Source organism: Streptomyces sp. NPDC029956, assembly GCF_055574655.1.
Genome location: NZ_JBVHZJ010000030.1, coordinates 15,616 through 27,926, shown reverse-complemented (window position 1 = coordinate 27,926; position 12,311 = coordinate 15,616). Strand labels below are relative to the sequence as shown.

The following is a 12,311-nucleotide window of genomic DNA, read 5'->3' as shown; positions in this document are numbered from 1 at the left end:
TCTCGTCGACACCGTCACCCCGCCGCCCGTGCCGGGCGGCGGCACGACGGCCCCGTCCCGGGCCGCCGCCCTCGAAGCCGACTCCGTCTCCGCCTGGTTCGGCGACCGCAAGGTCCTCGACCGGGTCTCGCTCGCCATGCCCGCCCGTGAGGTCACCGCCCTCATCGGCCCCTCCGGCTGCGGCAAGTCGACCTTCCTGCGCATCCTCAACCGGATGCACGAACTCACCGGCACCGCCTCGCTCGCCGGCCGGGTCCTCCTCGACGGCGCCGACATCTACGACCGGGGCCGTCGCATCACCCACGCCCGCCGCGAGATCGGCATGGTCTTCCAGAAGCCCAACCCGTTCCCAGCCATGTCCCTGTACGAGAACGTCCTCGCCGGACTCAAGCTCGGCGGCATCCGGGCAGGCAGGGAGGCGAAGGACGATCTCGTCGAGGAGTGCCTGACCCGGGCCGGCCTCTGGAACGAGGTCAGGGACCGGCTGCGGCAGCCCGGCGGGGCGCTCTCCGGCGGCCAGCAGCAGCGCCTGTGCATCGCCCGCTCGCTCGCCGTACGCCCCCGCGTCCTGCTGATGGACGAGCCCTGCTCGGCGCTCGACCCGACCTCCACCCGGCGCGTCGAGGAGACCATCGCCGAGCTGAAGTCGGAGGTCACCGTCGTCATCGTCACCCACAACATGCAGCAGGCGGCCCGCGTCTCCGACTCCTGCGCCTTCTTCCTCGCCGAGCAGGGCACCCCCGGCGTGATCGTCGAGCAGGGACCCACCGGGACGGTGTTCGGCTCCCCGGCCGACCCGCGCACCGCCGACTACGTGAACGGCCGCTTCGGCTGACGCCCCTGGAGGGCCCGGCCCAGGAGGACACGCCCGGCAGGACACGCCCGGCAGGACCGGCCCGGGAGGCACGCCCGGGACGGGCCGGCCCCGGGCGTACGCCCCCGGCGTGCGGGAGCCGGCTGACGTCATCTGCCGTACGGGGTTCACCCGGACGGCCGAAGGGCCGGTACGGAGAATCCGTACCGGCCCTTCGAACGCGGCTCTCGCGGCGGATCAGAGCCCGGCCGCGGCCGACAGGTCCCGCTTGATCGCCACCAGCACCTCGTGGGCCGTCGCCCGCGCCGGGGCGAGGTCGACCGCCGCGGCGACCGGCACCACGACCTCCAGGTAGCACTTGAGCTTGGGCTCCGTGCCGCTCGGGCGGACGATCACCCGGGCCTTGTAGTCGCCCTCCAGGTGGTAGCGCAGCCCGTCCGTCGGGGGCAGCGACTCCGTGCCCTTGGTCAGGTCCTCCGCCGACACGACCGTCAGACCGGCGAGCGAGACCGGCGGCCGCTCACGCAGCGCCGTCATGGCGTTCGCGATGACGCTCAGGTCCTCGACCCGCACCGACAGCTGGTCCGTGGCGTGCAGCCCGTGCGCGATCGCCAGGTCGTCGAGCAGATCGGTCAGCGTCCGGCCCTGCTCCTTGAGCACCGACGCCAGCTCGGTCACGAGCAGCGCCGCCGTGATGCCGTCCTTGTCGCGGACGCCCTCCGGGTCGACGCAGTAGCCGAGCGCCTCCTCGTAGCCGTACCGCAGGCCCTCGACGCGGGCGATCCACTTGAAGCCGGTCAGCGTCTCCTCGTAGCCGACGCCCGCGGCCTCCGCGATCCGGCCGAGCAGCGAGGACGACACGATCGACTCGGCGAACACGCCTGTCACGCCCTTGTGCACCAGGTGCGCGGCGAGCAGCGCGCCGACCTCGTCGCCGCGGAGCATCCGCCAGCCGCCCACGACGGTCGCGTCGGGCACGGCCACGGCGCAGCGGTCGGCGTCCGGGTCGTTGGCGATGACCAGGTCGGGGTCCACGGCCCGGGCCGCCTCGAAGGCCAGGTCCATGGCACCCGGCTCCTCCGGGTTCGGGAACGCGACCGTCGGGAACGCCGGGTCGGGCTCGGCCTGCGCGGCGACGAGCGCGGGCGGCGGGAAGCCGGCCCGGGCGAAGGCGGCCGTCAGGACGTCCTTGCCGACGCCGTGCATGGCCGTGTAGACGGTCCGCGCGGTGCGGGGGGACCCGGTGGTCAGGACGGCGTCCGTACGCTCCAGGTAGGCGTTCAGGACCTCGTCGCCGAGGGTCTCCCAGCCGGTCTCCGGGCGGGGCACGTCGTGCAGCGAGCGGATCGCGTCGATCTCGGCGGCGATCTCCGCGTCGGCGGGCGGCACGATCTGCGAGCCGTCGCCCAGGTAGACCTTGTAGCCGTTGTCGCGCGGCGGGTTGTGGCTCGCGGTCACCTCGACGCCGGCGACGGCGCCCAGATGCCTTATGGCGTAGGCGAGGACGGGCGTCGGCAGCGGGCGGGGGAGGAGCGCGGCGCGCAGCCCGGCGCCGGTCATCACGGCGGCGGTGTCGCGCGCGAAGTCGGCCGACTTGTAGCGGGCGTCGTAGCCGATGACGACGAGGCCGCCCTCCTGGCCCTTCGCCCTGAGGTACGCGGCGAGGCCGGCGGCGGCGCGGATGACGACCGAGCGGTTCATCCGCATGGGCCCGGCGCCGATCTCCCCGCGCAGGCCGGCGGTGCCGAACTGGAGGGTGCCGCTGAAACGGGCGGCGAGTTCGTCGGTCGCGCCGCGGTCGAGGAGCGCGGCGAGCTCCTCACGGGTCTCCGGGTCGGGGTCCTCGGCGAGCCATGCCTGGGCCTGGGCGAGGAGATCGTCCTGCGTCACGGTGTGCCTTTCGGGGAGTCGGCGGGTGCGGGGAGGGGGTGGTGCGGGTGGGCGGGGCTGCGGGCTGCCGCTGCGCGGAGCCTTCCCCCACCCCGCCCCTTCCCGAAACCGGGGGCGAGCCCCCGGACCCCGTAAGGCCTGCGGCCGTGCCCTCAAACGCCGGGCGGGCTGAAAATCCAGCCCCGCCGGCGTTTGAGGCGCGGGGTCCGGGGCGGAGCCCCGGTTACGGGAAGGGGCGGGGTGGGGAAGAAGCCCCGCGCAGCGGTCCCGGCCGACCGGCGGTCGGGACCACCCCGGTGCGAGGGGCGCGGAGGGAACTCAGATCCGGTCGAGGACCCGCGTCAGCAGCTCGCCCATCCGCGCCGCCGAGTCGCGGCCCGCCTGCAGCACTTCCTCGTGGTTCAGCGGCTCGCCCGAGAGCCCCGCCGCCAGGTTGGTGACCAGGGAGATGCCGAGGACCTCCGCACCCGCCTCGCGCGCGGCGATGGCCTCGAGGACGGTGGACATGCCGACCAGGTCGCCGCCGAGCACGCGGACCATGTTGATCTCGGCCGGGGTCTCGTAGTGCGGGCCGGGGAACTGGACGTAGACACCCTCTTCGAGGGTCTCGTCGACCTCCTTGCACAGCGCGCGCAGCCGCGGCGAGTACAGGTCGGTGAGGTCGACGAAGTTCGCGCCGACGATCGGCGAGGCGGCCGTCAGGTTGAGGTGGTCGCTGATGAGGACCGGCTGGCCGGGGCGCATGCCCTCGCGCAGGCCGCCGCAGCCGTTGGTCAGGATGACCGTCTTGCAGCCGGCGGCGACGGCGGTGCGGACGCCGTGGGCGACGGAGGCGACACCGCGGCCCTCGTAGAAGTGGGTGCGGCCGAGGAAGACGAGGGCGCGCTTCTCGCCGATCTTGTACGAGCGCACCTTTCCGCCGTGGCCCTCGACGGCGGGCGGCGGGAAGCCGGGCAGGTCGGTCACCGGGAACTCGGCCTCGGGGGCACCGAGGGCGTCGACGGCGGGCGCCCAGCCGGAGCCCATGACCAGGGCGACGTCGTGGTTCTCGACTCCGGTCAGCTCGCGAAGACGTGCGGCAGCGGCCTCGGCGGCCTCGTACGGGGTGGCAGTTGCGTTCACTGACTCTCTCGCCTCGGGGAGGGGGTCCGAGGCTGGCCCCGGACGGATTTGATACGCGCAGAAGCGTAGCCGGAGATTGCCTACGCGCGTAGATGACGATGCCGACGGACATGCGATCGTTGTCTTGTCGTTTCCGACGAATCGCACAGGGGAGGAGTCACCTTCGTCCCTCGGTGGTTCCCACACCCCCGGGCCGGCTTCACGCGGGCCTCAGCAGGGACGCTTGCGCAACTCCATCACGTAGTCGTGCGGCGCGCCCGCCGACTCGGCCGCGTCGGCGACCTCGCCCAGGTACCGCGCCGACGGCAGCCCGCCCTCGTAGGCGTTGAGGACGTACACCCAGGCCGGCTCCTCGCCGTCCAGGGTGTGCACCCGGACCCGCATCCGGCGGTAGATGTCGAGCCCGACGCCCTCCCAGCGGTCCATCGACTCCTCGTCCATCGGCGCGATGTCGTACAGCGCCACGAAGACCTGGGAGCGCGGGGCCTCCACGATGGTGGCCAGCGCGCCGTCCCAGCCCATCTGCTCGCCGCCGAAGGTGAGCCGCCAGCCGTTGAGCCACCCGGTGCCGCGCAGCGGGGAGTGCGGTGCGCGGCGGCTCATCAGCCGCGCGTCGAGGTTGCCGGCGAAAGCGGCGTAGAGCGACATGGGACCGAGGGTACGGGAGGGGGCGGGGTGTCCGGAGAACTCCGAGGTGAGGACCGCGGGGTACGTCCACGGGGCGCGCGCGCCCCTTCGGAGGCCCCGGCGTGAGGCCGCGCCGGGCGTGCGGGAGAATGGGGTACGCACTTGAAGCGTGCGGGACAATGGCGTACGCACTGCATCCCAGCGGGGGGACCCCCCGGCAGAACGAGAGCGCGAGGCGTAGATCCCAGTGACCCGGATCGTGATCATCGGCGGCGGACCCGGCGGATACGAGGCGGCCCTGGTGGGCGCCCAACTCGGCGCGGAGGTGACCGTCGTCGACTGCGACGGCCTCGGCGGCGCGTCCGTCCTGACCGACTGCGTCCCCTCCAAGACCCTGATCGCCACCGCCGAGGTGATGACCACCTTCGACTCCTCGTACGAGGAGCTCGGCATCATCGTCGCGGACGACACCCCGCACGTGGAGCAGGCCGCCCGTGTGGTGGGCGTGGACCTCGGCAAGGTCAACCGACGGGTGAAGCGCCTCGCGCTCGCCCAGTCGCACGACATCACCGCCTCCGTCACCCGGGCCGGCGCCCGGGTGCTGCGCGGCCGCGGCCGGCTCTCCGGCCGGCAGGCGATGGACGGCTCGCGCCAGGTGATCGTCACGGCCGCCGACGGCACGGAGGAGACGCTGACCGCGGACGCCGTGCTGATCGCGACCGGCGGCCACCCGCGCGAGGTGCCGGACGCCAAGCCGGACGGCGAGCGCATCCTGAACTGGACGCAGGTCTACGACCTCAAGGAGCTCCCCGAGGAGCTCATCGTGGTCGGTTCCGGTGTGACGGGTGCCGAGTTCGCCGGTGCCTACCAGGCGCTCGGTTCCCGGGTCACCCTGGTCTCCTCCCGCGACCGCGTGCTGCCCGGCGAGGACCCGGACGCCGCCGCCGTCCTGGAGGACGTGTTCCGCCGCCGCGGCATGAACGTCATGGCCCGCTCCCGCGCCGAGTCCGCCAAGCGGGTCGGCGACCGGGTCGAGGTCACCCTCGCGGACGGCCGGGTCATCTCCGGCACGCACTGCCTGATGGCGGTCGGCGCGATCCCGAACTCTGCCGGAATGGGTCTGGAGGAGGCGGGGGTCAGGCTGAAGGACTCCGGTCACATCTGGACCGACAGGGTCTCCCGTACGACCGCCCCCGGCGTGTACGCGGCGGGTGACGTGACCGGTGTCTTCGCGCTCGCCTCGGTGGCCGCGATGCAGGGCCGCATCGCGATGTACCACTTCCTCGGCGACGCGGTGGCGCCGCTCAACCTGAAGACGGTCTCGTCGAACGTCTTCACCGACCCCGAGATCGCCACCGTCGGCTACACGCAGGCCGACGTGGACGCGGGCAAGATCGACGCCAAGGTCGTCAAGCTGCCGCTGCTGCGCAACCCGCGCGCGAAGATGCAGGGCATCCGCGACGGCTTCGTCAAGATCTTCTGCCGTCCCGGCACCGGGATCGTGGTCGGCGGCTGTGTCGTCGCGCCGAAGGCGAGCGAACTGATCCATCCGATCTCGATCGCGGTCGACAACAATCTGACGGTCGAACAGATCGCAAATGCTTTCACCGTGTACCCCTCCCTGTCGGGTTCGATCGCAGAAGTGGCACGGCAGTTGCACACCCGGAAGTCCGCGGGCGAGGTCTGACAGCCCTCCGGGTGGTCCTCCGGCGTACGGCTCCCGCCTGCGGGAACGGTTCACCGACTCGGACAACCCCCGGCAAGGCGGGGCATAGCCCTGGCGCACGAGGGATCAACGACGGGGTCTCCCATATCACTTGGAGGCCCCGTCTGTGTGCATCTTCTGCAATTCGGCGCATAGTGCTGAAAACTATCGGCCGGTCACGTTACTGTCAGTTTCGTGTTCGCTGCAGAACGTCGCCAGTTGATCCTCGAAATGGTGCGAGCCAATGGGGCCGTGTCGCTCCGCGAGCTCGCCCGCGTCGTCCAGACCTCTGAAGTGACCGTACGGAGAGACGTACGGGCACTTGAGGCAGAAGGACTCCTCGACCGCCGGCACGGCGGTGCGGTGTTGCCGGGCGGATTCACGCGAGAATCCGGCTTCCCGCAGAAATCCCATCTCGCGACCGCGGAGAAGACGGCCATCGCCGACGTCGCCGCGAGCCTCGTCGAAGAAGGCGAGGCCATCGTCGTCGGCGCCGGGACGACCACGCAGGAGCTGGCCCGCCGGCTCGCCCGCGTGCCCGGCCTGACCGTGGTCACCAACTCGCTCCTGGTCGCCCAGGCCCTCGCCCACGCCAACCGGGTCGAGGTCGTGATGACCGGCGGCACCCTGCGCGGCTCCAACTACGCCCTGGTGGGCAGCGGCGCCGAGCAGTCGCTCCAGGGACTCCGGGTCTCCCGCGCCTTCCTCTCCGGGAGCGGGCTCACCGCCGAGCGCGGCCTCTCCACGTCCAACATGCTCTCCGCGAGCGTGGACCGGGCGCTGGTCCAGGCGGCGGCCGAGGTCGTGGTCCTCGCCGACCACACCAAGCTCGGCTCCGACACCATGTTCCAGACGGTGCCCACGGACGTCATCACCCGCCTGGTGACCGACGAGCCGCCCGCCCACGACGACCGGGCCGCCACCGAACTCCAGGCCCTCGCCGACCAGGGCGTACAGATCGCCGTCGCCGGGACCGGCGCCGCGGGCGGCCCCACGGGCGGTGACCAGGTCCCCCCGGGAGCCCGGCCCCGCCGTGACATGCCGCTCCCGGTGCAGCGCGGCCGGATGGCGGCAGGTCAGTTCCGGGGACCGGGCGGAGGGATGGCCGCAGAGACGCTGGAGCGCACGGCGCGGGTCGCGGACATGCGGCGCCGCTGAGACGGGGGGCCCTCCCCCAGGGGTCCCGCGCACCGCCGAACCTTCCCTGCCGCCATGGCAGTCGTCACCTCAGTCCTTGATGCCCCGAAGCGTCAGCGCGAGCAGGCGGTCGGCCAACTCCGCGTCCTCCGGGCACTGTTCCGCCGCCAGCGCGATCGCGTTGGTCAGCTGCATCAGGTCGCCGATCGACACGTCGGCGCGCACCTGACCCGCCTCCCTGGCGCGCCCGAGCAGCCGCTCACCCGCCGCGCGCAACGGCTCGCTGCACTGGGCGAGCGCCGAACTCCGGTCGTACGAGGCGGACATCAGCGCATGCGCGAGCCCCCGGTACTCGCCCGCGTGGGCGATCAGCGCCCGCAGCCACTCCACGAGCGCCCGGCACGGTTCCTCGGCCTCGGCCAGCTCTCCCGAGCGGTGCAGGAGCTCCGCGAGAGCCTCCTGGAAGACCGAGCTGAGCAGCTCGGCCCGGGTGGGGAAGTGGCGGTAGAGGGTGCCGATGCCCACGCCCGCGCGACGGGCGATCTCCTCGAGGGGCGCGTCGGCGCCCTGTGCGGCGAAGGTGGCGCGGGCTTCGATGAGCAGCCGCTCGTGGTTACGTCGTGCGTCGGCTCGCATGGCTTGTGGATCACCCTCCCCTCGACGAAGGGCCCGCAGGCGGCTGCCTGCGGGCCCTTCGTACCGTACTTCGTGACCGTGGCCGGTCCCGGAGCCGTCGGTCAGTCCTTGATGTCGCAGATCGCGGCGCCGGAGGTGATCGACGCGCCGACCTCGGCGGTCAGGCCCTTGACGGTGCCGGAGCGGTGCGCGTTGAGCGGCTGCTCCATCTTCATGGCCTCCAGGACGACGATCAGGTCGCCCTCCTTGACCTCCTGGCCCTCCTCGACCGCGATCTTCACGATCGTGCCCTGCATCGGGGAGGCGAGGGTGTCACCGGAGGCGGCCGGGCCGGACTTCTTGGCCGCGCGGCGCTTCGGCTTCGCACCGGCCGCGAGACCCGTGCGGGCCAGCGTCATGCCGAGCGAGGAGGGCAGCGAGACCTCGAGACGCTTGCCGCCGACCTCGACCACGATCGTCTCGCGGCCGGACTCGTCCTCGTCGGCGTCGGCGCCGGCCGGGGCGAACGGCTTGATCTCGTTGACGAACTCCGTCTCGATCCACCGGGTGTGGACGCGGAACGGGGCGGACGTGAACGCGGGGTCCACCACGACGGCCTGGTGGAACGGGATGGCCGTGGCCATGCCCTCCACCTTGAACTCGGCGAGCGCACGCGCGGCGCGCTGCAGAGCCTGCTCGCGGGTGGCGCCGGTGACGATCAGCTTGGCCAGGAGCGAGTCCCAGGCCGGGCCGATGACGCTGCCGGACTCGACGCCCGCGTCCAGGCGGACTCCGGGGCCGGTCGGCGCGTCGAAGAGGGTGACGGTGCCGGGCGCGGGCAGGAAGCCGCGGCCCGGGTCCTCGCCGTTGATGCGGAACTCGAAGGAGTGACCCCTTATGGCCGGGTCGTCGTAGCCCAGCTCCTCACCGTCGGCGATCCGGAACATCTCCCGGACCAGGTCGATGCCCGCGACCTCCTCGGTCACCGGGTGCTCGACCTGCAGACGGGTGTTGACCTCCAGGAAGGAGATCGTGCCGTCGGTGCCGACGAGGAACTCGACCGTGCCGGCGCCGACGTAGCCGGCCTCCTTCAGGATCGCCTTCGACGCCGCGTACAGCTCGGCGTTCTGCGCCTCGGTGAGGAACGGCGCGGGGGCCTCCTCGACGAGCTTCTGGTGGCGGCGCTGGAGCGAGCAGTCACGCGTGGAGACCACGACCACGTTGCCGTGGGAGTCGGCCAGGCACTGCGTCTCCACGTGCCGCGGCCTGTCCAGGTACCGCTCCACGAAGCACTCGCCCCGGCCGAACGCGGCGACGGCCTCGCGCACGGCGGAGTCGTACAGCTCGGGGACCTCTTCCAGCGTCCGCGCGACCTTCAGACCGCGACCGCCACCACCGAAGGCGGCCTTGATCGCGATCGGCAGCCCGTGCTGCTCGGCGAACGCGACGACCTCGTCGGCGCCGGAGACCGGGTCGGGCGTACCGGCGACGAGCGGGGCACCGGCGCGCTGCGCGATGTGACGCGCCGCCACCTTGTCACCCAGGTCGCGGATCGCCTGCGGCGGCGGGCCGATCCACGTCAGACCGGCGTCGAGGACGGCCTGCGCGAACTCCGCGTTCTCGGAGAGGAACCCGTAGCCGGGGTGGACCGCGTCCGCACCCGAGTCCTTCGCGGCCTGCAACACCTTCGCCATGTCCAGATAACTGGTCGCCGGAGTGTCACCGCCCAGAGCGAACGCCTCGTCAGCCGCCCGGACATGCAGAGCGTCCCGGTCCGGCTCGGCGTACACGGCCACGCTGCCGATACCCGCGTCCCGGCACGCCCGGGCCACACGGACAGCGATTTCGCCACGGTTGGCGATGAGCACCTTGCGCACGATGGCTCCCTCCTTGAAACAAGCTGAGTTTAGGGACTGCCGACACGGCCTTTCGACCCGTCCCCAGTGGTGAGCTTGCCCACACGGAGCGTGACCCCGGGCCTGCTCGGGTCGTGAATTCCCTTGTCGCACCACGGTACGCAGGGTTCCTTTACGGCACAGTAGCTCCGAGGTGTGGCGCAGGTCTCTGTTCGTGGGGCCAGTGGCCATTCGGGTTTCTTTGTCGAGTCCCTACGAATGGCCCAACGATTCTTTGCCCTGCCGTCCGCCGTCGCGGGTCGTGCGCGCACTCTTGTCCAGGGGTTTACCGGCCAGTAGCCTTCGCGCTGTCGATCGTACTGTCGGTAACAGTCGTATCCAGGGGGTGGCCGAGGATGGCCCGCAGACCGATAGCTCTCGTGACGGCAGCGGTGCTGTTCCTCGAAGCGCCCGGGATCGTCGCGATCAACGCGGTGATGGCACGCTTCGTCAAGATCCAGACGATGTCCCTCGACGGCATGGACCCCGACGCGATGTACACCGGCACCTGGGCGCTCGGCATCGCCTCCGGCATCGCGCTCGCGCTGTGCGGCCTCGTCGCCCTCCTCGCCGGCATCCGCGACCGCCGTCCCGGACGCGCCGGCCGGGGCCTGCTCGTCGGCTGCGCGATCGTGCACGGCATCCTCGGCGCGGTCACCGTCGGCCTGATCGGCTGGGGCGCGTTCGCCTTCATGATGCTCGTGCTCGGCCTGATCGTGCTCACTCTCGTGGCGTACGGCAAGGGGTACGAGAAGGGCGCCGAGCCCCGCGAAGGGGCGCCGGCTCCCGCGTAGGGGCACGGGCCGCCCGCGCAGGGGCCACGGGCACCACCGAATCGGTCCGCGCCCGCACGGGCGTACCGGCGGCCGCGCGGCGGCCGTCAGGTCCAGAGGTCGGTGATCTGCACGCCCAGCTTCCCGAGCAGCGTGCGCAGCAGCGGCAGCGACAGGCCGATCACATTGCCCGGGTCGCCGTCGATGCCGTCGATGAACGGCGCCGAGCGCCCGTCCAGGGTGAACGCCCCGGCCACGTGCAGCGGTTCGCCGCTCGCCACGTACGCCGCGATCTCGGCGTCCGTCGGCTCGCCGAAGCGGACCACGGTGGAGGCCGTCGCCGACTCGTAGCGCTTGGCGGCCGTGTCGTACACGCAGTGACCCGTCTGGAGGATGCCGACCCGGCCGCGCATCGCCTTCCAGCGCGCGGTGGCCTCCTCCGCGTCCGCCGGCTTGCCGAGGGCCTGCTTGTCGAGCTCAAGGACCGAGTCGCAGCCGATCACCAGCGCGCCGAACACCTCGGGGCGGGCGGCGACATGGGCGGCCTTCGCCTCCGCGAGGGCGAGCGCGAGCTCGGCGGGCGTCGGGGCGTGCATCTTGTCCTCGTCGACGCCGCTCACGATCACCTCGGGGGCGAGCCCGGCCTGACGGAGCAGGTTGAGGCGGGCGGGGGAGGCGGAGGCGAGCACGACACGGCGCGGATCAGCAGTCATGAAGGCAGCGTAGCCAGTCGTGGGCTCAGCGGGCGCTGACCACGAACATCGCCACCACCATCGCGAGGGCCAGCAGCACGCTCGCGCGCCGGAGCTTCGCCTGCATGTCGCGCATGAACTTCGGCGGCTGATTCTTCGGGTCGGACCACAGCATGCCTCCGATCCTGGGGGCGGGGCGGGCGGGACGCCTGAGTACGGATACTCAGGCGCCCCGGTGCCGAGGGACTATTCGCGGAGGAACGGAGGATCGCCCGGCGGCCGCGCCCGGGTGAACACCCGGAGGCCACGCACCCGGGAACACCCCGGCGGCCACGCCCGGATGGGCACCCGGCGGCTAGGCCCGGATGAACACCCCGTCCCGCGCCGCCGCGAGCGCCGCCGTGACCGCTCGTTCCGCCACGTCCGCCGTGATCTCCTCGCGGGTGACCGCGAAGCGGTAGTAGAGCGGCGCGGAGACGGCGCGGAGCAGTTCGGTCGGGTCCGTCTCCGCCGGGATCTCGCCGCGGGCGGCGCCCTTGGCGACGACGGGGGCCCATTCGCCGAGCCGGGTCCGGTAGAAGTCGGCGAGCGCGCGGGCGCAGTCCTCGTCGCAGGCGGCGGCCGCGATGACCGCGCGGAAGACGGCGCCCATCCGCACGTCGGTGAGGGTGGCGCGGACGAGTGCGGCGTTGGTGCGCAGGTCGCCCGCGAGGCTGCCGGTGTCGGAGGCGGGCAGGGACTGCTCGGCCATGTCGTGCAGGAGGTCGGTGACCAGGCCGACGGGGGAGCCCCAGCGGCGGTACACGGTGGTCTTGCCGACGCCCGCGGTCGCGGCGATCCGGTCCATGTTCAGGGCGTGGAAGCCGGTGTCGGCGAGCGCGTCCTGGGTGGCGTCGAGAACGGCTCTGCGGACCTTCGCGGTCCGGCCGCCGGGACGCAGGGTGCCGGGCGTGGCCGGCTGGCTCTCAGTCAAATGGGTCTCCTGTTCCATTAACGCCGTCGACTCTGCTACGGTACGGGACATCTTAACGGAACCAGTCT

The 12,311-nt window shown here is 72.3% G+C and carries 12 protein-coding genes; 4 read left to right on the top strand and 8 right to left on the bottom strand.

All coding sequences use genetic code 11. The features are described from left to right. Window positions 1-28: 28 nt before the first annotated feature. Window positions 29-835, top strand: coding sequence for a phosphate ABC transporter ATP-binding protein (locus tag ACZ4XX_RS23250; RefSeq protein WP_468509842.1), 807 nt, complete (start codon window positions 29-31; stop codon window positions 833-835). 216 nt (window positions 836-1,051) lie between these two features. On the opposite strand, the gene ACZ4XX_RS23245 is transcribed toward ACZ4XX_RS23250, so the two are convergent. From ACZ4XX_RS23245 to ACZ4XX_RS23235, 3 genes are all read right to left on the bottom strand, one after another. Further along, window positions 1,052-2,704, bottom strand: a complete 1,653-nt coding sequence (locus ACZ4XX_RS23245) for a phospho-sugar mutase (RefSeq protein ID WP_468509778.1) — start codon at window positions 2,702-2,704, stop codon at window positions 1,052-1,054. Window positions 2,705-3,022: 318 nt separating this feature from the next. Beyond that, on the bottom strand, window positions 3,023-3,826 hold the full coding sequence (locus tag ACZ4XX_RS23240) for a purine-nucleoside phosphorylase (protein ID WP_030323930.1): 804 nt from the start codon (window positions 3,824-3,826) through the stop codon (window positions 3,023-3,025). A 210-nt stretch (window positions 3,827-4,036) separates the two neighbouring features. Continuing rightward, on the bottom strand, window positions 4,037-4,474 hold the full coding sequence (locus tag ACZ4XX_RS23235) for a gamma-glutamylcyclotransferase family protein (protein WP_030323932.1): 438 nt from the start codon (window positions 4,472-4,474) through the stop codon (window positions 4,037-4,039). A 226-nt stretch (window positions 4,475-4,700) separates the two neighbouring features. Between ACZ4XX_RS23235 and ACZ4XX_RS23230 the strand changes: the two genes are divergently transcribed. Beyond that, window positions 4,701-6,140, top strand: a complete 1,440-nt coding sequence (locus ACZ4XX_RS23230) for an NAD(P)H-quinone dehydrogenase (RefSeq protein ID WP_468509777.1) — start codon at window positions 4,701-4,703, stop codon at window positions 6,138-6,140. 249 nt (window positions 6,141-6,389) lie between these two features. Beyond that, window positions 6,390-7,316 carry a DeoR/GlpR family DNA-binding transcription regulator gene (locus ACZ4XX_RS23225; protein WP_055603827.1) on the top strand — a complete coding sequence of 309 codons (927 nt, stop codon included), beginning with the start codon at window positions 6,390-6,392 and terminating at the stop codon, window positions 7,314-7,316. A 69-nt stretch (window positions 7,317-7,385) separates the two neighbouring features. On the opposite strand, the gene ACZ4XX_RS23220 is transcribed toward ACZ4XX_RS23225, so the two are convergent. Continuing rightward, a complete protein-coding gene (locus ACZ4XX_RS23220; RefSeq protein ID WP_468509776.1) occupies window positions 7,386-7,931 on the bottom strand; it encodes a TetR/AcrR family transcriptional regulator in 546 nt (181 codons plus the stop codon). A 101-nt stretch (window positions 7,932-8,032) separates the two neighbouring features. Beyond that, window positions 8,033-9,787: an acetyl/propionyl/methylcrotonyl-CoA carboxylase subunit alpha gene (locus ACZ4XX_RS23215; protein WP_468509775.1), complete on the bottom strand. Its 1,755-nt coding sequence runs from the start codon at window positions 9,785-9,787 to the stop codon at window positions 8,033-8,035. A gap of 374 nt (window positions 9,788-10,161) precedes the next feature. Here ACZ4XX_RS23215 and ACZ4XX_RS23210 point away from each other — a divergent pair, with 374 nt between their 5' ends. Beyond that, complete coding sequence (locus ACZ4XX_RS23210; RefSeq protein WP_468509774.1) at window positions 10,162-10,599, top strand: hypothetical protein; 438 nt, start codon at window positions 10,162-10,164, stop codon at window positions 10,597-10,599. 86 nt (window positions 10,600-10,685) lie between these two features. On the opposite strand, the gene ACZ4XX_RS23205 is transcribed toward ACZ4XX_RS23210, so the two are convergent. From ACZ4XX_RS23205 to ACZ4XX_RS23195, 3 genes are all read right to left on the bottom strand, one after another. Continuing rightward, a complete protein-coding gene (locus ACZ4XX_RS23205) occupies window positions 10,686-11,291 on the bottom strand; it encodes a nucleoside triphosphate pyrophosphatase (RefSeq protein ID WP_468509773.1) in 606 nt (201 codons plus the stop codon). Window positions 11,292-11,316: 25 nt separating this feature from the next. Next, the gene (mmpB, locus tag ACZ4XX_RS23200) at window positions 11,317-11,445 is read right to left on the bottom strand and encodes a morphogenic membrane protein MmpB (RefSeq protein ID WP_468509772.1); all 129 of its coding nucleotides are present in this window, start codon (window positions 11,443-11,445) and stop codon (window positions 11,317-11,319) included. A gap of 180 nt (window positions 11,446-11,625) precedes the next feature. Next, window positions 11,626-12,294 carry a TetR/AcrR family transcriptional regulator gene (locus ACZ4XX_RS23195; protein ID WP_468509771.1) on the bottom strand — a complete coding sequence of 223 codons (669 nt, stop codon included), beginning with the start codon at window positions 12,292-12,294 and terminating at the stop codon, window positions 11,626-11,628. Window positions 12,295-12,311: the final 17 nt, after the last annotated feature.

Coding starts and splice junctions, on each gene's coding strand:
- ACZ4XX_RS23235 (WP_030323932.1), bottom strand. CDS start 4,474: ATGTCGCTCTACGCCGCTTTCGCCGGCAACCTCGACGCGCGGCTGATG.
- ACZ4XX_RS23225 (WP_055603827.1), top strand. CDS start 6,390: ATGGTGCGAGCCAATGGGGCCGTGTCGCTCCGCGAGCTCGCCCGCGTC.
- ACZ4XX_RS23220 (WP_468509776.1), bottom strand. CDS start 7,931: ATGCGAGCCGACGCACGACGTAACCACGAGCGGCTGCTCATCGAAGCC.
- ACZ4XX_RS23210 (WP_468509774.1), top strand. CDS start 10,162: ATGGCCCGCAGACCGATAGCTCTCGTGACGGCAGCGGTGCTGTTCCTC.
- ACZ4XX_RS23205 (WP_468509773.1), bottom strand. CDS start 11,291: ATGACTGCTGATCCGCGCCGTGTCGTGCTCGCCTCCGCCTCCCCCGCC.
- mmpB (WP_468509772.1), bottom strand. CDS start 11,445: ATGCTGTGGTCCGACCCGAAGAATCAGCCGCCGAAGTTCATGCGCGAC.
- ACZ4XX_RS23195 (WP_468509771.1), bottom strand. CDS start 12,294: ATGTCCCGTACCGTAGCAGAGTCGACGGCGTTAATGGAACAGGAGACC.